Origin of the sequence: Denitrificimonas caeni (assembly GCF_905120345.1) — a bacterium.
Taxonomy (GTDB): domain Bacteria; phylum Pseudomonadota; class Gammaproteobacteria; order Pseudomonadales; family Pseudomonadaceae; genus Denitrificimonas; species Denitrificimonas caeni_A.
Map to the genome: position 1 here is coordinate 706,393 of NZ_CAJHOA010000001.1, position 25,432 is coordinate 731,824.

The 25,432-nt window shown below is 47.6% G+C and carries 24 protein-coding genes; 11 read left to right on the forward strand and 13 right to left on the reverse strand.

All coding sequences use genetic code 11. The annotated features are described in order from the left end of the window. The first annotated feature begins 24 nt into the window (after positions 1-24). The 11 genes from minC (at position 25) to JYJ62_RS03310 (ending at position 10,677) form a co-directional block, all read left to right on the forward strand. Positions 25-747, forward strand: a complete 723-nt coding sequence (gene minC, locus JYJ62_RS03260) for a septum site-determining protein MinC (protein ID WP_205340740.1) — start codon at positions 25-27, stop codon at positions 745-747. A gap of 76 nt (positions 748-823) precedes the next feature. Then, positions 824-1,639 carry a septum site-determining protein MinD gene (gene minD / locus JYJ62_RS03265; protein WP_205340741.1) on the forward strand — a complete coding sequence of 272 codons (816 nt, stop codon included), beginning with the start codon at positions 824-826 and terminating at the stop codon, positions 1,637-1,639. After that, positions 1,636-1,890: a cell division topological specificity factor MinE gene (minE, locus tag JYJ62_RS03270; protein WP_205340742.1), complete on the forward strand. Its 255-nt coding sequence runs from the start codon at positions 1,636-1,638 to the stop codon at positions 1,888-1,890. Before minD ends, minE begins: the two co-directional genes overlap by 4 nt. A gap of 68 nt (positions 1,891-1,958) precedes the next feature. Next, positions 1,959-2,594 (forward strand): RluA family pseudouridine synthase, encoded by a 636-nt coding sequence (locus JYJ62_RS03275; RefSeq protein WP_205340743.1) that lies wholly within the window; start codon positions 1,959-1,961, stop codon positions 2,592-2,594. Positions 2,595-2,677: 83 nt separating this feature from the next. Next, complete coding sequence (locus JYJ62_RS03280; RefSeq protein WP_205340744.1) at positions 2,678-3,637, forward strand: AAA family ATPase; 960 nt, start codon at positions 2,678-2,680, stop codon at positions 3,635-3,637. Further along, on the forward strand, positions 3,637-4,578 hold the full coding sequence (locus JYJ62_RS03285) for a DUF58 domain-containing protein (protein ID WP_205340745.1): 942 nt from the start codon (positions 3,637-3,639) through the stop codon (positions 4,576-4,578). The genes JYJ62_RS03280 and JYJ62_RS03285 overlap by 1 nt, the downstream gene beginning before the upstream one ends. Continuing rightward, positions 4,575-5,057 carry a DUF4381 domain-containing protein gene (locus JYJ62_RS03290; protein WP_205340746.1) on the forward strand — a complete coding sequence of 161 codons (483 nt, stop codon included), beginning with the start codon at positions 4,575-4,577 and terminating at the stop codon, positions 5,055-5,057. Before JYJ62_RS03285 ends, JYJ62_RS03290 begins: the two co-directional genes overlap by 4 nt. Further along, positions 5,050-6,057 carry a VWA domain-containing protein gene (locus JYJ62_RS03295; RefSeq protein WP_205340747.1) on the forward strand — a complete coding sequence of 336 codons (1,008 nt, stop codon included), beginning with the start codon at positions 5,050-5,052 and terminating at the stop codon, positions 6,055-6,057. Before JYJ62_RS03290 ends, JYJ62_RS03295 begins: the two co-directional genes overlap by 8 nt. After that, on the forward strand, positions 6,057-7,790 hold the full coding sequence (locus JYJ62_RS03300) for a VWA domain-containing protein (RefSeq protein WP_205340748.1): 1,734 nt from the start codon (positions 6,057-6,059) through the stop codon (positions 7,788-7,790). Before JYJ62_RS03295 ends, JYJ62_RS03300 begins: the two co-directional genes overlap by 1 nt. Then, a complete protein-coding gene (locus JYJ62_RS03305; protein ID WP_232365697.1) occupies positions 7,787-9,436 on the forward strand; it encodes a BatD family protein in 1,650 nt (549 codons plus the stop codon). The genes JYJ62_RS03300 and JYJ62_RS03305 overlap by 4 nt, the downstream gene beginning before the upstream one ends. A 164-nt stretch (positions 9,437-9,600) precedes the next feature. Further along, a complete protein-coding gene (locus tag JYJ62_RS03310) occupies positions 9,601-10,677 on the forward strand; it encodes a 3-deoxy-7-phosphoheptulonate synthase (protein WP_205340749.1) in 1,077 nt (358 codons plus the stop codon). Positions 10,678-10,732: 55 nt separating this feature from the next. Here JYJ62_RS03310 and JYJ62_RS03315 read toward each other — a convergent pair whose 3' ends face one another. The 13 genes from JYJ62_RS03315 to rlmN all read right to left on the reverse strand — a co-directional run bounded on the left by JYJ62_RS03315 (position 10,733) and on the right by rlmN (position 25,405). Then, entirely contained in the window at positions 10,733-10,999 is a 267-nt protein-coding gene (locus tag JYJ62_RS03315) for a GNAT family N-acetyltransferase (RefSeq protein ID WP_205340750.1), read from the reverse strand. Between the two features lie 132 nt (positions 11,000-11,131). Beyond that, positions 11,132-13,501 carry an NAD-dependent DNA ligase LigA gene (gene ligA, locus JYJ62_RS03320; protein ID WP_205340751.1) on the reverse strand — a complete coding sequence of 790 codons (2,370 nt, stop codon included), beginning with the start codon at positions 13,499-13,501 and terminating at the stop codon, positions 11,132-11,134. Between the two features lie 66 nt (positions 13,502-13,567). Beyond that, a complete protein-coding gene (gene zipA, locus JYJ62_RS03325) occupies positions 13,568-14,362 on the reverse strand; it encodes a cell division protein ZipA (protein ID WP_205340752.1) in 795 nt (264 codons plus the stop codon). Positions 14,363-14,718: 356 nt separating this feature from the next. Further along, the gene (locus JYJ62_RS03330; RefSeq protein ID WP_205340753.1) at positions 14,719-15,510 is read right to left on the reverse strand and encodes an amidohydrolase; all 792 of its coding nucleotides are present in this window, start codon (positions 15,508-15,510) and stop codon (positions 14,719-14,721) included. Further along, a complete protein-coding gene (locus JYJ62_RS03335; protein ID WP_205340754.1) occupies positions 15,498-16,649 on the reverse strand; it encodes a pyridoxal phosphate-dependent aminotransferase in 1,152 nt (383 codons plus the stop codon). Before JYJ62_RS03335 ends, JYJ62_RS03330 begins: the two co-directional genes overlap by 13 nt. 67 nt (positions 16,650-16,716) lie before the next feature. After that, positions 16,717-18,180: a ribosome biogenesis GTPase Der gene (gene der / locus JYJ62_RS03340; RefSeq protein WP_205340755.1), complete on the reverse strand. Its 1,464-nt coding sequence runs from the start codon at positions 18,178-18,180 to the stop codon at positions 16,717-16,719. Positions 18,181-18,278: 98 nt separating this feature from the next. Next, on the reverse strand, positions 18,279-19,430 hold the full coding sequence (gene bamB, locus JYJ62_RS03345) for an outer membrane protein assembly factor BamB (protein ID WP_205340756.1): 1,152 nt from the start codon (positions 19,428-19,430) through the stop codon (positions 18,279-18,281). Beyond that, entirely contained in the window at positions 19,423-20,067 is a 645-nt protein-coding gene (locus JYJ62_RS03350; protein WP_205340757.1) for a YfgM family protein, read from the reverse strand. Before JYJ62_RS03350 ends, bamB begins: the two co-directional genes overlap by 8 nt. A 10-nt stretch (positions 20,068-20,077) precedes the next feature. After that, the gene (hisS, locus tag JYJ62_RS03355) at positions 20,078-21,382 is read right to left on the reverse strand and encodes a histidine--tRNA ligase (RefSeq protein WP_205340758.1); all 1,305 of its coding nucleotides are present in this window, start codon (positions 21,380-21,382) and stop codon (positions 20,078-20,080) included. A 16-nt stretch (positions 21,383-21,398) separates the two neighbouring features. After that, complete coding sequence (gene ispG / locus JYJ62_RS03360) at positions 21,399-22,508, reverse strand: flavodoxin-dependent (E)-4-hydroxy-3-methylbut-2-enyl-diphosphate synthase (RefSeq protein ID WP_232365698.1); 1,110 nt, start codon at positions 22,506-22,508, stop codon at positions 21,399-21,401. Positions 22,509-22,510: 2 nt separating this feature from the next. Continuing rightward, the gene (locus tag JYJ62_RS03365; RefSeq protein ID WP_205340759.1) at positions 22,511-23,491 is read right to left on the reverse strand and encodes a RodZ domain-containing protein; all 981 of its coding nucleotides are present in this window, start codon (positions 23,489-23,491) and stop codon (positions 22,511-22,513) included. Continuing rightward, entirely contained in the window at positions 23,491-24,243 is a 753-nt protein-coding gene (gene pilW, locus JYJ62_RS03370) for a type IV pilus biogenesis/stability protein PilW (protein WP_205340846.1), read from the reverse strand. Before pilW ends, JYJ62_RS03365 begins: the two co-directional genes overlap by 1 nt. Before the next feature lie 49 nt (positions 24,244-24,292). Next, the gene (gene rlmN, locus JYJ62_RS03375) at positions 24,293-25,405 is read right to left on the reverse strand and encodes a 23S rRNA (adenine(2503)-C(2))-methyltransferase RlmN (protein WP_205340760.1); all 1,113 of its coding nucleotides are present in this window, start codon (positions 25,403-25,405) and stop codon (positions 24,293-24,295) included. Positions 25,406-25,432: the final 27 nt, after the last annotated feature.

The following is a 25,432-nucleotide window of genomic DNA, read 5'->3' on the forward strand; positions in this document are numbered from 1 at the left end:
TTTTTACAATCCATAGAGCCATCGATGAATCAAGCAGATCTTCTTGAGAAAGCACCTGTCTTTCAACTTAAAGGCAGTATGCTCGCCTTAACTATTTTAGAGCTTTCATCCAATGAGCTTGACCGCCTAGATATCCAACTGGCGGAAAAAGTTGAGCAAGCACCGCAATTTTTCCAAGATGCACCCATTATTTTAGCCCTCGACAAATGCTTACAGAGTGCGCAACCCTTAGATTTAGTGCGCTTATTGAGTATCTGTCGTAAGCATGGTTTACATACTCTAGCGCTACGCGCGGAACATCCTGAGCACTTAGCTGCAGCGCAACTTGTAGATTTAGCCGTCATTCCGCCAAGTGGTGCTCGCGAGCGGCCCTTAGCGATTGCAGCAACAGCTGAAACAGCGACAGAGCACAACTTTACCCCGGCCAGAATCATTACCCAGCCGGTGCGCAGCGGCCAACAAGTTTACGCAAAAAATACTGACCTAATTGTAATGGCCGCGGTGAGCGCTGGGGCTGAACTTTTAGCCGATGGTAACATCCATGTTTACGGCCCCTTAAGAGGCCGCGCACTCGCCGGCATCAATGGCAATCTCGAAGCGCGTATATTTTGCCAACAAATGAGCGCTGAAATGTTGTCCATTGCTGGACAATATAAAGTTGCGGAAGATTTACGTCGCGACCCTTTATGGGGAGAAGCGACACAAACCTATTTAAATGCAGAACACTTAGAGATCTCTACACTCTGATCTATACCTTTGTGTCAATGAACACTTTATAATTAATTCATCAACCACCCTTTACTCTATTAATAAGGTGACCCGCTTGTCTAAGATTATTGTTGTAACATCAGGTAAAGGCGGCGTTGGCAAAACCACCACCAGCGCAGCGATTGGCACTGGCCTCGCCTTACGTGGGCATAAAACAGTCATTGTCGACTTTGACGTTGGCTTACGTAACCTCGATTTAATCATGGGGTGCGAGCGCCGCGTGGTATATGACTTTGTTAACGTTATTAATGGTGATGCCACACTCAACCAAGCGCTGATCAAAGATAAACGCTTGGAGAACTTATATATTCTAGCAGCCAGTCAAACCCGTGATAAAGATGCTTTAACTGTCGAAGGCGTTGAGAAAATCATTACCGAGCTGGCTGAGCAATTTGAATACGTGATTTGCGATTCACCAGCTGGTATCGAAAAAGGTGCGCATCTAGCCATGTACTTAGCGGATGCCGCCATTGTCGTAACCAACCCCGAAGTTTCTTCAGTGCGTGACTCTGATCGTATGCTGGGTCTACTCTCGAGCAAATCTAAGCGCGCTGAAGAAGGTCGTGAGCCGATTACAGAGCATCTGTTACTGACTCGCTACAGCCCAGAACGTGTTGCGCGCGGCGAAATGCTGAGTGTCGAAGATGTTGAAGAAATCCTGTCAATCCAGATGATTGGTGTTATCCCTGAATCACAAGCGGTACTCAAAGCCTCTAACCAAGGTGTACCTGTTATTCTTGATGAGGAAAGTGATGCCGGCCAAGCTTACAGTGATGCCGTCGATCGTTTATTAGGCAAAGAGGTACCGCACCGTTTTCTGGAAGTCCAGAAAAAAGGTTTCCTCCAGCGTATGTTCGGAGGTAAAGAGTGAGTATTTTAGATTTTCTTAGAGCCCGAAAGAAAGCGCCAACAGCATCTATTGCAAAAGAGCGCCTACAAATCATTGTTGCCCATGAACGGGGTCAGCGTGATGAGCCGGACTATCTACCAGCGCTACAAAAAGAGCTGGTAGAAGTGATTCGTAAATACGTCAACATTGATCATGAACAAGTGCAAGTCGCTTTAGAAAACCAAGGCAGTTGCTCTATTCTTGAGTTGAATATTACGCTACCAGACCGCTAAATCTAGATTATCAAAGCAGTCATTATTTGGCGGCCCATCGGCCGCCAAATCTATTTATGGGGTACGTTATGCCGCTGTCCAGCATTGAAATCATCTATGCAGACTCCTATATCTTAGTGGTCAACAAGCCCACTTTATTATTATCTGTACCGGGTCGTGCGCAAGACAATAAAGATTGCTTGGTCACACGCCTGCAAGAAAACGGCTATCCCGATGCGCGCATCGTTCATCGTTTAGATTGGGAAACCTCCGGTTTGATTATTCTCGCCAGAGATGCCGACAGCCATCGTGAGTTATCACGTCAATTTCACGATCGTGAAGTCGATAAATGTTACACCGCATTATGCTGGGGTGATCTGCTCCAAGAGGAAGGCAAAATCGAGCTACCTCTACGCTACGATCCGCCCACTAAACCACGTCATGTCGTCGATCATGAGCAAGGCAAAAGTGCTCTGACCTTCTGGAAAGTGCTGCAACATAATACAGATCATTGCCGCGTAGAGCTCACGCCTTACACCGGCCGCTCTCATCAACTCAGAGTGCACATGTTATCCATTGGCCACCCATTACTCGGCGATGGTCTCTACGCACACCCGCAAGCGCTACAAGCGGCACCACGCCTGTGCTTACATGCCAGCGCGCTAAGCTTTACCCATCCGCAGTCTAAACAGCGTCTAGACTTTAGCTGCCCAGCGCCCTTTTAAGAGGATATACAGCACTGCATATCCATACACTAAGCACATGCATTACACTGCAGTATAGAACTCAGTATTGAAAAAGGCACAGTATGTCCCCCCATGAAGCCTTACTTGCTTTACGGCACTATTTAACCAGCCAAATTCTTGGTCAAGAACGGCTCATTGATCGTTTACTGATTGCCTTATTGGCTGATGGGCACTTACTGGTTGAGGGTGCCCCAGGCTTGGCTAAAACTAAAGCAATTAAATACCTTGCGGAAGGCTTAGAAGCGAGTTTTCAACGCATCCAGTTCACCCCTGATCTGTTGCCTTCAGATATCACCGGCACCGATATTTATCGTCCGGAAAGTACGCTTTTTGAGTTTCAGCATGGTCCTATTTTCCATAATTTAATTCTAGCCGATGAAATCAACCGCGCTCCGGCTAAAGTCCAGTCAGCACTACTGGAAGCGATGGCCGAGCATCAGGTCAGCATCGGTAATAGTACCTATGCCCTACCCAGTTTGTTTTTGGTTATGGCCACACAAAACCCGATTGAGCAAGAAGGCACCTACCCGCTGCCCGAGGCGCAGCTCGATCGTTTTTTAATGCATGTCAAAATTGGCTTCCCTGATGCACAAATAGAACGAAAAATCCTCCAGCAAGCTCGTGGTATTGCCTTGCATGGTGAGCAAAAACCATTGCAGCAATTGAGCCAAGATACTATTTTCGCGGCGCGTGAAGAAATCCTCAACTTGTATATGGCCGATGCCATGGAGGAATACTTAATCCAACTGGTGATCGCCACTCGTACCCCAGCCAAATACGATTCGCAACTGGCCAAGTGGATTCGCTTTGGCGCCAGCCCGCGCGGCTCTATCGCTATCGATCGCTGTGCGCGTGCGCATGCTTGGTTAGCGGGACGCGATTTTGTCAGCCCTGAAGATATCCAAGCCGTGTTATTTGATACCTTACGCCACCGTATTATTTTAACCTTTGAGGCTGAGGCGGCTGGAATTGATCAAGACCACGTACTGCAACATTTACTTGATGTGGTGGCGGTTGCCTAATGGATATGCAGGGACGCACGCACATTGAGCTGCATGATTTATTAGACATGCGTCATTACTTGCACAAAATTCAGTTATTTAGCACACCTCTGCAGCGCAGTGCCTTACTCGGCTTACACCGCTCGCGCTTACGCGGTCGCGGTATGGACTTTGATCAGGTGCGTGCTTATCAGACTGGCGATGATGCGCGTAGCATTGATTGGCGTGTCACCGCGCGGACCGGCGAAGTCCATACCAAAGTTTTCCATGAAGAGCGTGAACGCCCAACGTTCATTCTCGTTGAGCAAAGTTTGCATCTATTTTTTGCCACCACAGGCTGTTTTAAATCAGTACTGGCTGCGCAGGCTGCCAGCTTGTTTGCTTGGGCAAGTTTGCAACACAATGATCGTATAGGCGGTTTAGTCTTCGATGATAACGGTGTCACGCATACGCCAGCACATCGTAATAAACACAGTGTTCTGCATTTTTTACATGCGATTGCAAATGCCAACCAGCGCCTGCAACAGCCGGTGACTGACGGGCTCAGCAACCCCTTACCCGAGGCGCTGCAGCAAGCACGGCGCCTGATGCGTCCGGGCAGCTTAATTATTTTAATTTGTAACGAGCGTCACTTAAATGATGAAACCAGTCAGTTATTACGCCGTTTAGCGCAACACTCTGAGCTGGTGTTACTACCCCTCTCTGATCCCCTGGAGCATTGCTTACCTAAAATAGGCTATGCCCGATTTAATAGGGGCGATAGGAGTGTCGGACTTAATACCCATGACAGCACGGTGCGCCAGCAATGGCAGGAAAAAGGTGAAGTTTATCAATTAGCCTGGCAAAACCTCGCACAGCAACTCAGCGCACCCCTGCTACCACTGAGTACGCAACAGCCGATCCTGCAGCAATTACAAACCTTCAATTTGCAGCAGACGCGCAGCACAGACGGTACAACATGATTAGCATTGAGCAACTACAGCCCATTATTTTACCGCCCCCTATTAGCGGCTGGCCACCGGCTATTGGCTGGTGGCTGCTGGCCCTATTGGTGATTATCGTGTTGGCGGGGTGGCGTTACCTGAGCAGCGTAAAGACACAGCCGCAGCGACCACTCAACCATGATCCGTTACGTGACAGCGCTTTACAGCAGTTGCAGACGTTGCCAAAACCGCATGGCGGCGAACAAGTTGGCCCTTGGTTGCAGCAGCTTAATCAATTGTTAAAACGTATCTGTGCGACACGCTACCCTGAGCATGCCAGTCACACCCTGAGCGGGCGTGAATGGTTAGCATTTTTAGACAGTCGCTGCCCAGCTGCTGGACTTACGCGCTGGATGATTTTAGTACAGGGCGCCTATCAGCCTGATTGCCGCCTAGACGATAAATCCATTGCTCAATTGCAGCAGGCCATCGATACTTGGATTCGTAAACATGTTTGAATTTGCCTGGCCATGGTTGTTCCTATTAGCGCCTCTACCTTGGTTAGTACGTACTTTTGTGCCCTCTTTACAGCATCAAGATGTAGAGTTGCGTACACCTTTCTCTAACGAAATCGACGAACTAGAGCATGCTCAGCGTAGTGCTTTACCACGTTGGCGTAGCCACACTGTTGTGTATAGTTTCTTGTGGCTACTGTTGCTCTGCGCCGCTGCGCGACCACAATTACAAGGCAGCCTAGAGGAACAAACGATCACAGGACGCGATTTATTAATTGCGGTGGATGTCTCGAGTTCCATGCTCTATAGCGATATGCAATTAGACGACAACAACGTTTCGCGGATGGAGTTCGTCAAACACTGGTTGGATAATTTTATTATCCAACGCCATGGCGATCGTTTGGGCTTGATCTTATTTGGCAGTCAAGCGTATCTGCAGGCGCCACTAACCTATGACCATCAGAGCGTACGTACTTGGGTGCAAGAAGCTCAGTCTGGAATTGCCGGTAATAACACGTCAATTGGCGATGCAGTAGGGCTAGCGATCAAACGTTTGCGCACACGCCCAGCGAACCACCGTGTGCTCATTTTAGTCACCGACGGTGCCAACACCAGCGGTGTAATGTCACCCGTAGCCGCAGCGCAACTGGCGGCGCGCTATCAGATTAAAATTTACACAGTGGGTATTGGCAGCAGTCAAACTGATAATTTACAACAGTTGATTGAAACCAGCAGCCTGGAACTGGATGAGCAAACCTTAAAAGATATTTCTCAGGTCACCGGTGGTCAATACTTCCACATCAACAATAGCAACGATTTAGCCGACATTTATCGCAGTCTCAACCAACTCGAACCCAGCGCAGACTATCAAATTCCTAAACGTAAGACGCAAGAACTGTATAGCTGGCCTTTAGCTGCAGCATTTTTACTGAGCATGCTGCTCGTTGTCTTGCGTGTCTATAGTGCGTACCGCCAAGTTCCAGCGACTCAGGAGTGCAATTAATGTCATGGCTGATCACTCACTGGCCAGAATGGACGCGACCCTACTGGCTGCTCTGCATACCTGTTAGCGCCTTCTTGCTCTGGGCGCTCTATCGAGTGCATCAATCACAATACGATTGGCGATCATTATTACCGCAAGCATTCCACGCTGTGTTATTAAACATTGGAGCACCACGCCAACGTAACGCTCGCTACTTTTTATTAGGTTGCGCATGGTTATCCGCAGTATTAGCTCTCATGGGTCCCAGCTGGGAAAAAAACACTGAACAGAGCAACCACGAACAACATTTAGCCCCCTTGGTGATTGTGATCCAACTGACCCATGATGTCTTGGCCAATGATTTACCTCCCAGTCGCTTACACCATATTCGCGAAAAAATACTCAAGGTGCTGGAAAAGCGCGACGCTGCTTATACCGCGTTAGTTGTCTACTCAGGCAGCGCACATACGCTGGTACCTCTCAGCAATGATTTACTCACCAGTCAAAATCTTCTGCAAGCACTGCAGCCGGATCTGATGCCAACGCCTGGGTTACGTGCAGATTTAGCGATAGAACGCGCCATCAAATTATTACAACAAGGTGCGCAAGGCGAAGGTCAGATTCTACTGATCAGTACTGGTGTTTCGGTTCACGAGCAAACCAAGATCCAAAAATTACTTAAGCCGCACGCTATACATCTGAACATTATGGGGGTTGGCAGCACAGACGGCGCCCCTCTGACATATTCAGTAGACGGTCATTTTTTGACTGATACATCAGGTGCCATTGTTATTAGTCGACTCAATGAGACCTCTTTGCAGCTCCTGGCTAAACAAACAGACAGCCCTTATGTGCAGCTTCGTTTGGATGACAGCGACCTTGCGGCATTGGATATTTTCACTCAAACAGAAAGCAGCTTCAGCACCGGTATTATCGGACACGCAGCAGCTCAGCAGGATCAAGGGTATTGGTTTATTTTACCGATACTCTTACTTGCCGCTACTTTTGCACGACGTGGCAGCCTGCTACTGATCCTGGTTTGTCTACTGCCTATGTCGTCATTTGCCTTTGAGCTGGAGCATCTATGGCTTCGCCCTGATCAGCAAGGTGCAAAACTCCTAGAGCAGCAGCCTGAGCTCGCCGCAGAGCACTTTACTGATCCGTTGTGGCGCGCCACAGCTTTATATTTAGCAGAGGACTACCAAGCTGCCGCCGCACTGTTTGCCGACTTTGATACGGCCGAGGCGCACTATAATCGCGGTAATGCCCTTGCTTTATCCGGTTTACTGCCAGAAGCACTGGAGGCCTATCAGTACGCGCTCAGCCAAGCCCCAGATATGTTGGCTGCACAGTACAACATAGCGGTGGTTAAAGAGCAGCTAAAGACCGTCCAAGAGAGCAAGACTGATAACAAAGAGACGTCCACGCCTAAAGCTGAGTCGGCATCAGCTGCAACAGAATCCTTTAGCGCAACAACGTCCTCAGCAGCAGCGACGACCACGCCTGAGTCTTCACAGCAAAATGGTATATCGTCAACCGAACCAAAAATAACACCATCACAAGGACTCAACAGCACACTACCCTCAGCACAGTTAAGCCCCCAGAACCCAACAGCAGCGCAGCAGCCTGAAACCCGTCCAACAGAACCGTCGCTGCACTTAGAAAGCTGGCTTGAACAAATTCCTGATAACCCCAGCGAATTGTTAAAGCGTAAATTTTGGTATGAGCAAAGCATGCAGGAGTCAGCACCTTGAACACTCGTAACATTGCTTTTTATATCAGCTGGCTCCTGCTGCTGTGCATCACCCCAATACAGGCGGCAACTTTTACTGCAACAGTCGATCGTACTCAGCTCAATGCTGGTGAAAGTGTCGAGCTGATTTTAGAGTCTGATGACACAGCGCAATTTATCGCGCCAGATCTTGCGCCCTTAACACCTTTTTTTGAGCTACTGTCCAGTAAACAAATCAACCGTTTTAGCTCCGTAGCCGGCGCTCAACGTCCTATCACTCAGTGGATACTGATGCTCCTACCGAAACAAACAGGCTTTGTCATTATCCCGCCGCTAACCTTAGGAAAACTGCAAAGCACACCTATTAATCTCTACATCAAAGAATTAAAAGAGCCACCTATCGCACAACTTGAGCCGGTGTATATTGACACTCAGCTTGATCAAGAATGGGTCTATGTCCAAGCTCAAGTCGTACTTACTTTACGTATTTACCACGCGATTCCATTATTTGCGGACAGCAACCTCACCCCACTGCTGATAGATAATGCTCGAGTGGAACAGCTGGGTAAGCCGCGTACGTTTGAGCAGCATATCAATGGTGTACGCCACGGCGTGATTGAGATCGACTATGCAATTTTTCCACAGCAAAGTGGACTGCTTGAAATTCCAGCACAAACATTCTCAGCCACCTTGGCCGGTCATGATCCACACTCCCTGACGCCGTTTAAAGCGAGCCCAGGACAGCGTATTCAGGTCAAATCAGCTCGTATTCCATTGCCGGTGAAAAACATCCCTAGCAGCTACCCAGCCGATGCTGTATGGCTGCCAGCCAAACACGTTAATCTTGAACAAAGCTGGACACACAGCCTCGACACACCTATTACTGCAGGCAGCGCCATTACCCGTTTATTGACACTGCGTGTTGAAGGTTTACCGAGTTCACAGTTGCCCACACTGCCACTGAGCGCTTCTAACGCTTATAAAGTTTATGTCGATAAACCCTCATTCAGTCATCAATATACTGAGCAAGGATTATTCAGCAGTCGTGATGAACGGCAAGCTTTTGTTTTTGAAACGACTGGTCAACATACCCTGGCAGAAATTCAACTGCCGTGGTGGAACACCCATACTGATCAGCTTGAGTATGCCAAGTTAGCCGAGCAACCACTGCTGGTGACCGCCCAAGTACTAGGCCCTAACACAGATATCCTAAAGCCAACAGACACGCTCTTAACGACACCTGTGCTGGATATCTACCCGCTTAGATTCTGGCAAGCCTTGAGTGTCTTTTTTGCCATTCTAAGCTTTATTGGCTTTAGTTTATGGTGGCGAGCGCGTCACCAGCCAGCGGTGCTGGTCTCCAGCAGTGGACCCAGTCCGCGTAATCTACAAGATGATTTAAAACGAGCGTGTTTATCCAATGACCCCAACAGCACCCGTCAAGCACTGGATGCTTGGGCTCGCCAGCATCCTGAATCCTTGGTGGACATGGCCGCACGCGACAGTACTCTCAGTGAGGCGCTAGATGCTTTAAATAGTGCGCTCTACAGTGAAAACTACAGCGACTGGCAAGGTCAAGATCTGTGGCAAGCTATTCGTCAGCTATCGTTTGAGGTGCCGGTTAGCACGAGCAGTGAAGATCAGCTGCCACCACTGTATCCACCCTAAATAGCCTATTGATAGTGCCTGTGGCGTATACTATGACTAATGAGAGACTTTCGTTACTGCTGATAAAGCGGTATGGTTTAAGGCATTTATGACCGATCTATGGCGCTGCACAAGCTTGTTCAGCGTATTTATTTTTATGACCTGCCCGTGAGATAACGACTAAGATGGCTGATTTACCAATCGATGATTTAAATATTGCTTCGAACGTGACGCTGATCACTCCAGAGCGACTAAAAAATAAAATACCACTCAGTGAGCTAGCAGAGCGTACCGTTTCTCACGGTCGACAAGTGGTTCGCGACATTCTGGATGGCACTGATCACCGTTTATTTATTGTTATTGGGCCCTGCTCTATTCATGATTTAAAAGCCGCACATGAATACGCCGACCGACTCAAAGCCTTAGCTGATGAAGTCTCAGACACTCTATTTTTAATTATGCGCGTGTACTTTGAGAAGCCTCGTACCACAGTGGGCTGGAAAGGCTTAATCAACGACCCCTACCTTGATGATTCTTTTAAAATTGAAGATGGTTTGCATATCGGTCGTAAGCTGCTGTTGGATCTCGCTGAAAAAGGCTTGCCGACGGCCACTGAGGCGCTGGATCCAATCTCACCACAGTACTTGCAAGACTTAATCAGCTGGTCAGCCATTGGTGCACGCACCACTGAATCTCAGACCCACCGTGAAATGGCCTCAGGACTATCCTCGGCTGTTGGCTTTAAAAACGGTACAGATGGCGGTTTAACTGTTGCTATCAATGCTCTGCAATCAGTCTCCAGCCCACACCGTTTTTTAGGTATTAACCAGCAAGGTGGCGTATCTATCGTTACCACTAAAGGTAATCCCTATGGTCATGTGGTCTTACGCGGTGGTAACGGCAAGCCCAACTATGACTCAGTCAGTGTTGCTGTTTGCGAACAAGAGCTGCAAAAAGCTAAAATTAAAGCCAATATTATGATTGACTGCAGTCACGCCAACTCCAACAAAGACCCAGCCCTGCAACCGTTGGTACTGGACAATATTGCCAATCAAATTGCCGATGGCAACCAGTCTATTAGCAGCTTAATGATTGAAAGCCATCTTGGCTGGGGCAACCAATCCATCTGTGAAGACCTTAGCCAGCTCAAATATGGTGTATCAATTACCGACGCCTGCATTGACTGGGATACGACAGAAAAAAGCATCCGCAGCATGCACGAAAAACTGAAAGATGTTTTACCCAAACGTCAACGCAGTTAAGTATCATAGAAAAACGCCCAGTATGTGAACTGGGCGTTTTTTATTAAGACTCGTTTTATTGTGGGTGACGCTGTACATACGTCGCGATATACGAGCAACTCGGAATAACCTTAAACTGATGTTCTTTAGCGTAAGCAAAGGCTGCTTTCGCAAGCACTGCTGCGACACCTTTACCGCGTAACTCACTGGGCACAAAGGTGTGACAAAAATCGAGCGTATGCTCATCCACTGTGCGGTATTCTAATAAGCCTTGATAGCCATCAACTACAGCTGAAAAACACTGCTTTTGGACATTATGTTCGACCTGGATCGGCTCACTCATGTGTACCTCCAAAACCATTATTTATTGTTAACTTAGATCTTCAGCATACACCTATCGTATTGCAGTGTATCGGGTTCAGATCTAATTTTAATGACGCTGGCAATTACTGTACCGTCCATTCATGACTGATCATTACTGTTTTTCTAACTGCATCAGCTTTTCCAAGAAAGTCGCTTCATCTAAAACAGGAACAGCCAACTCTTGCGCTTTAGTAAGTTTTGATCCTGCGCTACTGCCAGCCACCACACAACTGGTTTTTGCTGAAACAGAACCGGCCACCTTAGCGCCAAGCTGCTCCAAACGACTCTTGGCTTGATCACGGGTTAACAGCTCTAAGGTACCGGTCAACACCCAAGTCTGCCCTGCTAATGGCGCTGCTTGTCCCTGCGCACGCTGGCAGGTCCAGTGCATACCAAAAACAATGAGTTGCTGCTCCAATTCCAGTATTCGTTGACGCTGCCCTTCTTGCTGAAGAAAATCTTGTAACGCTTGAGCGGCATTTTTGGAGAGTCGCTCAACGCCACACAGATCCAACCAATCAGCAGCAAACAACCCAGCAGTCGTTTTAAAATGCTCAGCGAGACGTTGCGCATTGGTACGTGCCACACCAGCAATCTGAAACTGCTCAATAAAGCCAGCGAAGGTCGTACACGCTTGAAATTCAGCATCGGGCTGACCTTCATCGCTAGCATGCACACCCAATTCAGACAGCTGGGCAATTACAGCAAGGTTGTGGCTGTCGGCAAAAAAACTGGCGATTTCATACGCCACTTCTGTACCAATCTCAGGGAGCCACAATAATGTTTGCGGGAAGGCCTGCTGCAAACGCTGCACAGAACCCAAAGCGCGCGCTAAGACTTTAGCGGTTTCTTCACCGACATCAGGAATACCTAAGGCAAAAATCAAACGCGCTAAACGTGGCTGTTTACTGCTAGCAATGGCGCTGAGCAAATTGTTGGCCGAGAGATCAGCAAAACCATCCAGCTCAATCACTTGCTCATAGCTCAGTCGGTATAAATCGGCCGGTGATGCGACTAGCTTACGCGCGACCAACTGCTCAATAATTTTCTCTCCTAAGCCATCGATGTCCAGCGCGCGCCGCGAAACAAAGTGCAATAACGCTTGTTGCAGTTGCGCTTGACAGCTTAAGCGCCCCATACAGCGCCAGACCGCACCCTCACTGACTACGTGCTTGTTTTTGCTGCGACGCACCAGCTGAGTGCGTTCAACCTGCGAGCCACATACCGGACACTGGGTCGGTGTCTCTATCGATCGCGCGTCATGCGGACGACGTTCAAGCACCACTTGGGTGATTTGCGGAATGACATCACCAGCGCGACGCACAATTACGCTATCGCCAATCATCACGCCTAAGCGCGCCACTTCATCCATATTATGCAAGGTAGCATTAGAGACCATCACACCGCCGACATGCACCGGTTTTAAGCGCGCCACTGGAGTGACCGCGCCAGTGCGTCCGACTTGGAATTCAACATCTAATAATTCAGTAATTTCTTCTTGCGCAGCAAATTTATAAGCCAATGCCCAGCGCGGCTCTCGAGCGCGAAAACCTAAGCTGCGCTGTTGCTGTAAAGCATCAATTTTAAAAACCACACCATCAATATCATAAGGCAACTGCGCTCGACGCTGACCTATATCGGCATAATAAGCTAAGCAACCTTGAATATTTTCAACCACCTGCATTTCCGGGCTAATACTAATACCCCATTCACGTAGACGCTGCAGCGTACTGCTGTGGCTCTCCGCCAAGTCTTCGGTGCTGGTGCCATAACAACAAAACTCCAACGGACGACTGGCGGTAATTTTTGAATCCAACTGGCGTAAACTTCCAGCAGCGGCATTACGTGGGTTAGCAAAAGGTTTTTGTCCTGCCTCGAGCACGCGCTGATTCAATGCTGCAAAGCCGGCCTTAGGCATATAAACCTCACCGCGCACTTCTAAAAATGCTGGCCAGCCTTGCCCCTGTAACTTAAGCGGAACATTACGAATGGTGCGCACATTAGCCGTAATATCTTCACCGGTCTGCCCATCACCACGGGTTGCCGCGCGTACCAAGACACCTTGCTCGTAGCTGATACTGACTGCTAGGCCATCTAACTTAGGTTCGCAACAATAATTGACAGAGGCAGATACAGCGAATAAATCATTACGATCATGCTGAGTTCCAAGTGACTGTTCGGCACGCTGGGCAAACTCCAACACCTGCTCTTCAGCAAAAGCATTACCTAAGCTGAGCATAGGTACCTGATGCTGTACTTGCTTAAAGGCAGCTGAGGGTTGTCCGGAAACACGCTGGGTGGGCGAATCGCTACTGATCAATTCAGGATGCTGTTGCTCAAGCTCACGTAGCTCACTAAATAAACGGTCATATTCACTGTCTGGCACAGTAGGATCGTCTAAAACATAGTAATTATAGTCATGCTGCTCAATAGCCTGACGCAGCTGAACAATACGTGTAGCAATACCCTGATTTGAATTCATAGCCTAATACCCAAACAAAAAGAGCAGCCTTAGCTGCCCTTTTCAAACTGTCAGAATGACAACAAATTATAGTTTCTGTGTTAACTGCTGACGTTCAAAATCAGCAATACGCTGACGGTAATGTTCAATAGTCTGTGCAGTCAATACGCTGCGGTGATCATCTTTAAGATCACCATCTAATTCTTTGGCTAATTTACGCGCCGCAGCAATCATCAAATCAAAAGCTTGGCGGCTATTGCGTGGTCCGGGTAGTCCCATAAAGAAACACACTGCACGGGTACTAAACAAATCCATATCATCTAAATCAAATGTACCGGGGTTCAGCGCATTGGCCATAGAGAATAATTTATCACCATTGCCGGTCATGCTTTCGTGGCGATGAAAAATATCCATTGAGCCAAAACGTAAGCCGCTCTCTAAGATGCTTTGTAATAATGCTGGGCCTTTAAAACCTTCTGCGTTGCGAGCGACCACATGAATAATTAAAATCTCTTCATAGTCATCTGCTGTGTTGCTAACCTCCTCCAATTCTTCATCAAAAGGATTAAGTAAGGCAGTCTCATCATATGCCGTTGCATCGTCTAAATTTTCAGTTTGACGGGCGTTGCGCATCTCAGTCTCAGCATGTAAACCTAACTCAAAGCTTTCAACGTCATGCAAAGACGGCTCGCGTTTTTTTACTGTGCGTGCTGGACCTAAAATCTCAGTACTTTCCTCATCAGGTAAGTCAGTCAAATTACGATCAAGACGAAACTTCAACGTGTTCTTATTACCGCTCATACGACGCCAGCCATCAAATAAAACAGCAGAAATCACAATAATACCGATAACAAATAGCCATTCACGTAAACCGATATCCATGAGATATATGCACTCCTAAAACAATCCAATAAAAAAGGGCTTCACAACCCTACACGGGTGATACCTAACAGAGATAACTGCCTTGCATCACACCACACAATTTAAACTTAACATCAGCACAGCTAATCGACTGCACTGATGTATAGCACTTGGAACAGTAAAAACTCGAGCTGTTCCATGATCTGTATCTATATTAACAAAGATTAAAGCAAAGCTTATATTATTAGCAGCGCAAATAGGTAACAAATTACCCTATAGCCCTCTAATTATAAAGGTTTAGTAAAACTCAACCGTCTTACCACAGACAAAGACAGTCCATTACGCCTTAAAGACAATGCCAACTGAACTGAGTTGACTTAACTAAAGGCAAACTGATCAGCATCTAAATAGGCTGGAAAGCGCTGCTTAAACTCAACCAGTGCCCGTGCTGGCAATGTGGCATAAAACACGCCCTGCTGATCAGCAGCATGCAACAGAGGTTCACCCATAAAATCCAACACTTGGCTATCACCTTGGTACCCGTAGCCATTCTGGTCAACGCCGATACGATTTACCGCAGCAACGTAGCATATATTTTCTATCGCGCGGGCCGGTAATAAACGATTCCAAGCTGAACTGCGTGTTGCCGGCCAGCTGGCTAAATAAAACAGCAAATCAGTATTTTGAGCATCGCGACTCCAAACAGGAAATCGCAGGTCATAGCAGATTAGAGGCCGAATACGCCAACCTTTTAACTCAAGCTGCAGCTGTTCTTCACCCGCGGTAAAGTATTGATGCTCTCCGGCCATACGGAACAAATGCCGCTTATCATAATGCGCTAAGCTGCCATCAGGGCGAGCCCAAATCAGACGATTACGGTAATCATTGTCGGCGACTTGGACGATTAAACTGCCACATACCACAGCGTTTAAGCGTTGTGCTTGCTGTAATAGCCATTGCGTCGTTGGCCCCATTTCAGGCTCAGCTTGCGCAGCTGAATCCATGGTAAAGCCGGTGTTAAACATTTCTGGGAGCAACACCAAATCAACAGCCTGCAGGTCTGTCAGCATCTTGCTAAAATGCTGCAAATTTGCTGTTACTTCATGCCATACCAATGGGCTTTGCACCAGCGCTAACTGCAAATCAGGCAATGCCGTTAAATCGCGCATAACTTCTCCCCTGCTAACTCCAGCGTCTGCGCCCGCTTAGCAAAACATACACGTAACAAATACTGTTCTGTTGGCGGCCGTTGGTAAAAAACCGATAAAGGTATGCTGGCAACACCGTGCTCTGTCGTCAACCAGTGAGCCATTTGCACATCATTGAGATCATCACGGATATTGCGATAATCAAGCAACTGAAAATAGGTACTGGCTGTCGGTACAAAGGTAAATCGAGAATATTGTAACGCCTGACAAAGCTGATCGCGCTTATGCTGATAGAAAGCTGGGAGCTGATCCACATGCTCTGGCTGCGCCTGCATAAAATCTGCTAGTGCATACTGCAGAGGCGTCACCGCACAAAAGCTCACATATTGGTGCACCTTGCGCAGCTCTTCCGTTAATGCTGGAGGGGCGACCATGTAACCCGTTTTCCAGCCTGTAACATGGTAAGTTTTTCCAAAAGAACTGACTACACAGGCACGCTGATACAACTCTTCATGCGCCAAAACACTTGAGTGCAGCTGACCATCAAAAACCAAATGCTCGTACACTTCATCACTAAGCAGATAAATATCACGTTCACGAATCAAATCGGCCAGCTGATTTAAATCAGCCTGACGAAGCAAAGCACCACTTGGATTATGCGGACTGTTGATAATCACTAAGCGGGTGCGCTCAGTTAATGCATCAGCAAAGATTTGCCAATCCACTGAAAAATCCGGGCTATTAAGAGCAATATGCACACAGCGTCCGCCAGCTAGAGTCACCGCGGGCTCATAGCTGTCGTAACAGGGATCAAAGACAATCACCTCGTCACCAACACGCACCAAGGTTTGAATCGCACAAAACAATGCTTGAGTCGCACCGGGGGTAATAGTCACTTCTTGCTCAGCGCAGACAGGATTTCGATATAAACGGGCAATTTTACTGGCGACTTGCTCACGCAAGGCAGCAATACCAGTCATCGGGGCATACTGATTATGTCCCGCTTGTACATGCCGCTGCACGGCGTCTTTAAGTGCGTCTGGGGCATCAAAGTCAGGAAAGCCCTGGGATAGATTTAACGCACCATGAGCACTGGCCAACTGTGACATCTGCGTAAAGATGGTTAATCCAACGTGAGGTAATTTACTCTGCAGCTGCATTTTTATAATTCCTAGGCTCAGGCCATCGCCAAAGCCAGATGCTTATGCAAGCACCTGGCGACACCGCTTACTTTTTCTTTTTACGCTCATCTCTTTCTTTTTTATTGGCCATTAAGCGACGTTTTTTATTCACCTGACGATCACTGAGTTTGTTTTTCTTGCCTTCAAAGGGGTTGGAACCGCCTTTAAACTCAATACGAATCGGTGTACCGACTAATTTCAACACGCGACGGTAGGTGTTTTCTAAGTAACGCACATAGCTTTTAGGTACCGCTTCAACTTGATTACCGTGAATAATAATCAACGGAGGGTTCGCACCGCCTAAGTGCGCATAACGCAGCTTAATACGATGCCCTGCGACCATCGGCGGTTGGTGCTCACGCACTGCATCTTCAAGAATTTGTGTTAAGCGGTTGGTCGGCCAACGGGTAATCGCCGAAGTAAAGGCCGCTTGTACTGATTTATACAGATGACCCACACCCGTGCCGTGCAAAGCAGAAATAAAGTGAATGTCGGCAAAATCAACAAAGTACAAGCGACGTTCCAGCTCTTTCTTTGCATATTCGCGTTCACTTGGCTGCATGCCATCCCACTTATTCAGCGCGATCACAATGGCTCGACCCGACTCTAAAGCAAAGCCCAGTAAGTTCAGATCATGATCAACCACGCCTTCGCGAGCATCCATCACAAAGATCACCACGTTGGCGTCTTTAATGGCTTGCAAGGTTTTCACCACCGAGAACTTTTCTACTTCCTCCGAAATTTTACCGCGACGACGTACACCCGCAGTATCGATCAGAGTATATTTTTCATCATCACGCTCGAAGGGAATATAGATACTGTCGCGCGTCGTACCCGGCTGATCAAATACCACTACACGCTGCTCACCCAGCATGCGGTTGACCAGCGTGGATTTACCCACGTTCGGACGACCGATAATAGCGATCTTAATGCCATCTTTAGCATCAGGTCCGGGAATACGTTTAAGGTCTACGCCTTCAACGATATTGTCCAGATCGATTTCGTCTTCAACGTCATCTTTCGGAAAGTCACCGAGACTTAACTCAAGCATCTGCGTGATACCACGGCCATGTGCCGCAGCAATCGCCACATAACTGCTTAAGCCCAGCGGACTAAACTCAGCTAAAGCGATATTTTCATCGATGTGATCGACTTTATTAACCACCACTAGCGTGGTTTTATTACGTTTGCGCAGGTGCTCGCCAATCATTTGATCCGCAGGACACATGCCATCACGCGCATCAACTAAAAATAACACCACATCTGCTTCTTCAATCGCGAGCAGCGATTGTTCGGCCATTTTTGCATCGATACCTTCTTCGTCACCGGTGATACCACCCGTGTCGATCAAAATATAACTGCGTTCCTGCCACTTCGCTTCGCCGTATTGGCGGTCACGCGTCAGTCCAGGAATGTCGCCTACAATCGCATCGCGGGATCTAGTCAGGCGGTTAAACAACGTCGATTTGCCGACATTCGGTCGGCCCACCAGAGCAATTACGGGAACCATTGGCTCCTCCAGCGATAATTCAAAAAACACAAAAGCCGCTGTCGATCTAACGACAGCGGCTAAACTATTGGTTAGACAGGTTAAACCTATCTAACAGCTTACTTAATGGTTAAGGCAACCAGTTTGCCGCCATTACCGTAAACATACAGCCAGCCACCAACCTCTAGAGGTTGTACACGTATTCCTTTACCATCAATTTTAGTACGTCCTACAAAACGCCCATCAACTTGGCTTAGAACATGCAGATAACCTTCAACATCACCGACTGCTATATAACTTGAAAATACAGCAGGGGCTGATAGCTGACGACGAAGTAAAGACTTATTACTCCACATTGCTGAAGATGAACGCTGATCGACACCTTCAACAGTACCATCTGCCAAGCTGGCATAGGCATTACCGAAACCTGCGGCCATACCGACATAACTGGACCCTTCACGCTGCCACAATATCTGCCCAGTTTGCGAGTCAAGCCCTGCTATGCGTCCCTGATAAGTAGCCACATATAAGGTGTTACTCGCCAGCAATAAGCCACCATCGATATCCACCATACGTTCAAGCTCAGTACGCCCGCTGGGTACAGCTATACGCTGCTCCCAAATCGGCAAACCACGGTCGGTATCTATGGCAATAATTTTACCAGTGGATAGGCCCGCATACGCAATATATTCGGTAACAACGGGTGCACCTGTACCACGCAGGGTTAACACTGCAGGGGTATTTTCATAAATCCAACGCTGCTCACCTGTTGAGGCTTCCAAGGCAATCAAACGGTCATCTTGGGTTTGTACAACTACAATATTACCGTTAGTAGCAGGTGCAGCTAACACTTCACTGGTCACTTTACTACGCCACAGATCTTCACCAGTATCAGCATTTAGCGCAATCACATCACCGTTCAGAGTACCCAGCAAGACCATCCCGTGGCCTACACCCACACCACCAGAAACATTAAGTTTCAGTTTGCGCGTCCAAACAGTACTACCCGTATAACGATCGAGCGCCGAGACACGACCCTTAACATCAGTAACAAATAAATGCCCACCATCGATCGCTGGCGTCAAGGTATTCCACAGTTTACCTTGTCCGTCACCGACTGATTTACTCCACTCTTTATTGAGTTTAATTTCGGAGGTGATTTTTTCCAATGGTTGCGGTTTTAATTCTTTTTTGCTGGTGCTGCTGCAACCGATGGCTAGCAGCGCTAAAGCAAGCACAGCCATATACTTGTATCGTTTCAAGTTAGGCATCCTTTTCACTTAAGTTATCAAGTTTCATCAATAAACTACCTGCCGCGGCTTCAGGCGGCAAGGCTTGTTTGGCTTGTTGATACGCTGCCTTAGCTTCAGCAGGACGCTCTAAAATCACTAAAGCATCACCACGTAACTCATCACGTGTCGCGGCAAAAGCCGGTAACACTTTCCCATCGAGCAACTTCAGAGCCTGTTCTGCTTGTTCTTGAGCTAACAGTACTCGAGCTAAACGCTGGCGAGCAAGTTCAGCCAAAGTGTCATTAGCCGGTTTGGCTAAAACAGCGTTAAGCTCAAGCGCGGCATCATCCAATTGCTTGTTATCTACGGCTACTTTAGCAACTAATAAACTCGCATACTGTGTATAAGCACTGTCTGCGTTAACTTTTTTAAGTTCAGCTAATAACTTCGCAACCTGTTGCGCATCCACTTGTTCAGTCGGCACTAAAGCCACTTCCAGCAACTGCTGATAGAGTACAGAGGATGTTTGTGCTTGGTTAACTTGGTGTTTTTGCCACGCCTGCCAACCAAAAACAATAACCAACGCCAATGCACCACCAGCTAACAGAGGCTTACCGTTACGCTGCCACCATTCTTTAATCAGCGCAACTTGTTCTTCTTCAGTGTAATCGCTCACGCTGATACTCCTATTTAATAAATGATGAGTCGTTTTTCAAGCAGACCTGTAAGTGCTCGCTTAATGCATCCCAGGCAACAGACTGCTGCTCAGCATCGGTACGCAAAGGCTTAATCGCGACAGTATTCGACTGTAATTCATCTTCGCCCAATATTAAGGCATATAATGCGCCACTTTTGTCAGCTTTTTTAAACTGACTTTTAAAACTACCGGCACCCGCATTGACCTGCAAACGTAATCTTGGTTGGGCATCACGTAATTTTTCCGCCAAAGCTAAAGCGGCCAACTCACTGGCTTCGCCAAATGCGCAAAAATAGACATCAACCTGACGTGACAGTTCGTCGGGAATTTGCCCCAGAGTCTCCAGCATCAGAATCAAGCGTTCGATACCCATTGCAAAACCAACGCCTGGCGTGGCTCGACCACCCATTTGCTCAACTAGACCGTCATAACGTCCACCGGCACAGACAGTACCTTGCGCTCCGAGCTGGTCGGTAACCCACTCAAACACGGTTTCACTGTAATAGTCTAAACCCCGTACTAAGCGCGGATTGATCACATAGGGCACACCTGCGGCATCCAAACGTGCACACAGACCGGCAAAGTGGGCACGCGAAGCATCATCTAAATAATCAGCCAGCTGCGGAGCATCGCTCAATAAAGCCTGAGTGCTAGGGCTTTTACTGTCCAATACTCGTAAAGGGTTGGTCAATACGCGGCGCTGGCTGTCCTCATCCAACTGTTCATGGCGCGCATGCAAATACTCAACTAGAGCCTCACGGTAAACAGCACGTGAAGCCGCTGTACCTAGGCTATTAAGCTCGAGAGTAACATGCTCGCTAATACCCAACTTTTTCCATAAGCGCCACGTCAACACAATCAACTCAGCATCAACGTCAGGACCCGGCAAGTTAAAGGCTTCGACACCCACTTGGTGAAACTGACGATAGCGACCTTTTTGTGGGCGCTCATGACGGAACATCGGACCTTGATACCAAAGCTTTTGTACTTGACCGCCAGCGGCCAAGCTGTGCTCAAGCACCGCACGCACACAACTTGCCGTGCCTTCTGGACGCAAGGTCAGTGAATCACCATTGCGGTCAGCAAAGGTGTACATTTCTTTTTCAACGATATCAGTAACTTCACCAATAGATCGCTTAAACAGCTCGGTAAACTCAACAATCGGCATACGAATTTGTCGATAGCTGTAGCTGTCTAGCAGATCCGCAACGGTTTTTTCAAAGTAGCGCCATAGCGGTGTTTGTTCAGGCAAAATATCATTCATGCCGCGAATGGCTTGTAGTGGTTTACTCACAAAATTTCCTTGACGATTAACTGCGCACAATAAGCGCCGCATCAGCTGCGACTTTTTCACTGGCACGCTTGCGGATCAGCGCTTCAAGCTCATCCACCAAGTTTTCATTATTAAGTTTTTGCACTGGCTTGCCATCGATATAAATCAAGTTCGGCGAACCACCGGTCAAACCCACATGGACTTCTTTTGCCTCACCGGGTCCATTGACTACACAGCCAATCACCGCAACATCCAAAGGCACCAATAAATCCTCCAAGCGCATCTCTAACTCATTCATGGTTTTCACCACATCAAAGTTTTGCCGAGAACAGCTTGGACACGCAATAAAATTAATACCGCGTGAACGCAGCTTCAGTGATTTTAAAATATCAAAACCGACTTTAATTTCTTCAACAGGATCAGCAGCTAAAGACACGCGAATGGTATCACCAATGCCGTCTGCCAATAACATCCCTAAACCGACTGCAGACTTAACCGTGCCCGAACGTAAACCACCCGCCTCGGTAATACCTAAGTGCAGCGGTTGATCAATAACTTTAGCCAGCTGACGGTACGCCGCCACTGCCATAAACACATCAGACGCTTTCACACTGACTTTAAAGTCTGGGTAGTTTAAACGATCAAGGTGCTCAACATGACGTAACGCTGATTCCACTAAAGCCTCAGCCGTTGGCTCGCCATATTTTTTCTGTAAATCTTTTTCTAACGAGCCGGCATTGACGCCAATACGAATCGGTATACCACGGTCACGCGCAGCATCAACCACTGCTTTAACCCGAGCTTGACTACCAATATTGCCAGGATTAATACGCAAACAATCAACACCCAGTTCAGCTACGCGTAGGGCGATGCGATAATCAAAATGAATATCCGCAACTAACGGTGCATGTACGAGCTTTTTGATCCGACCAAACGCTTCAGCAGCGTCCATATCCGGTACTGAAACACGTACGATATCTGCACCGGCATGCTCCAAGCGTAAAATTTGTGCGACGGTAGCATCGACATCACAGGTATCGGTATTGGTCATACTCTGCACACTGATCGGCGCATCACCACCTACCGCCACGGAACCAACATAGATTTTCCGTGAAACACGACGTTGAATTAAAGTTTGCTTATGCATAATTATTGGCCCAGTTTAATTCTGGCAGTAGCACCACGAATCGCCGAACTAAAATCGACAGGTTCACCATTATAAATAATACTCACACCAGTGGCGTAACCGAGGTGAACGTCCAACGGAGCTTTCCCCGTGACAGACAACTGTTCACCCGCACGTTTCAAACCACTGCTGATCTCTTTACCGTCAGCATCAACGATTCTTAACCAGCAATCATTGACAAAACTCAGTTGCGCAGAGCCAACACCAGCAAGCAATTGCGTGGGCTCTTGCTGTTTTTTAACAGCGGTAATCTCAGGCTGACTGATCTGAGCCGTCGGCTCGGCGAGCTGATCAGTTGCAGTAGATAACGTTTGCGGTTGTGTGCCCTTTTCCTCAGCATCAACGGCGAGCGGCGCCACAGCAGCGTCAGGATCAAGCGGAACACCTTCTTTGCTAGTATTTTCCTCAAGTACAAAAGCCAACGCTTGCTCTTCAGGCTCATCAAGGGTTTGTACATGGACAGAGCCATCAGCGCGTTCAACTTCGACACGGTCAAAAACTGCCGACTGGCTGCTGGTATCAGACGCCACTGTATTAAACGTTTGCCAGATATAATAAGCAGCAGCAATAACAATTAAAAAAGCTACAAATAAACTAAACTGCAACATTCCTCGAGAAATACGACGGGCCTCGCCAACATGGTCGATGCTCTGCACCACATTCAGCATGTCACCTGCGCTACCCATCTGCTGGTCAAACTGCTTCGCCAACAGACTGGCATCTAAGCCCAACACTTTTGCATAACTACGGATATAGCCACGCGCAAAGGTTGTGCCATGCAAGCGTTCAAACTGATTACTCTCAATAAACTCAACCACTTGTGGGGTGAGATTCAGTTTTTTGGCGACTTCAGACACAGTCCAACCCGCCGCTACTCGTGCATCACGCAGAATATGCCCTACGGCAATACCTTGCGCGCCTGTTGCTAAGGGTGCATCACTCATCACTGCTCCGATTGATACTGTTTATACTCAGCGCTAGCGGGATACAGGCGCTTAAGTTGCAGCTGTAAACTGGCTGCTTGATTACGGTCTTGGAATATTTTAGCTAAGCGCAATCCAAGTAATAAGCTTCGCGCATTATGATTACTGAGTTGCGTAAAAGACTCATAATATTTCTGCGCGGAAAGATAATCTTTGCGCTCGTATAATAGCAACGCTGCTTCTAAAAGTGGACGTGATTGTTGCGAATTTAAGCGTAAAGAGCGCTCAAAATACTTAAGCGCAAGGGTTTTATTACCTAAACGCAAGGCCGTTAGCCCCATATTTTCAAAAACACCCGAACGTCCGCTATACAAAGTATCTTCGGCTGCACTACTGAACTGTTCATAAGCGGCCTTGTACTGGCCTTGCTCATACAAAAAACTACCATAGTTATTTTGGATACGGGTATTTTTTCCTTGAGCCAAGGCTTTGCGATAGTGCTGATCTGCTAACTCAGGCTCTAACTCGCTCTGAAACACCAACGCCAAGGCTGCATGCGCATCAGCACTGTCAGGATCAATCTCCAATGCTTTTTTTAATGGCATTTTGGCTTGTTCAGTAATGCCTTGCTGTAAGTAACCAATACCGAGTTGGATATAAGCGTCACGTGCCTGATTACGCCCCTCTTCAGTACGTAGGGGGGCTATGCCACCGCTGGATACGCATGCACTAAGCATGCTAATAAACAGTAAAAACCCTGCACGAACAATCATATCCACTCCAGTTAAGTTCGACATGCTGCTTCATGGCCCGCCATTTCACTTACTCACTGACTTGGCGTACCGCAATATAGCGCTCGCTACGGCGGGTACGATCTTGTACCTGTCCAACCAACTGCCCGCAAGCGGCATCAATATCTTCACCGCGCGGCATGCGTACGGTCACGCTATAACCCGCATGGTGTAAGGTATCCTGAAAGCGGCGAATAGCATTGTTGCTCGGGCGCTCATAACCTGAATATGGAAAGGGGTTAAATGGAATCAAGTTAACTTTGCAGGGTACATCTTTCAATAACTCAACCAGCTCTTCAGCATGCTCTGGAAGATCATTGATATCTTTAAGCAAGGTATATTCGACGGTCAAGAAACGCTTTTCACCCAGTTTAGCGACATAGCGTTTACAGGCATCCAGCACCACATTCAGAGGGTACTTTTTATTAACCGGCACCAAGGTATTACGTAATGCATCGTTGGGTGCGTGCAGAGATAAGGCCAGCGACACATCAATATGTTCACCGAGCTTATCAATCATCGGCGCAACACCTGCCGTTGACAGAGTTACCTTACGCTTGGAAATACCATAACCTAAGTCATCCAGCATAATGGTCATCGCATCAACAACATTATTAAAATTCAGTAATGGCTCGCCCATACCCATCATCACTACGTTAGTGATGGAGCGTTCAACAGTGCCGGGGATGGAGCCAAATGATTTCGAAGCAATCCAGACTTGGCCAATAATTTCAGCACTGGTCAGATCACTGTTAAAACCTTGTTTTCCTGTCGAGCAAAAGCTGCAATCTAACGCGCAACCTGCTTGGGACGAAACACATAATGTACCGCGCGTACCTTGCGGTATGTAGACAGTCTCAACACAACTGCCTGAAGCGACACGCACCACCCACTTACGGGTGCCATCGCTAGAGATGTCTTGGCTGACAATCTCAGGTCCACGAATTTCAGCACAGGCAGTAAGCTTTTCTTGCAAAACCTTACTGACGTTAGTCATCGCGGTAAAATCATCGATACCAAAATGGTGAATCCACTTCATCACCTGGTCTGCACGAAACTTTTTCTCGCCAATAGAAGCGAAAAACTCAATCAATTGTTCGCGCGTCAAACCAAGTAAATTAACTTTTGCAGTTACAGCTGTCATGGATTCACCTTTATTTACCTATCCGTT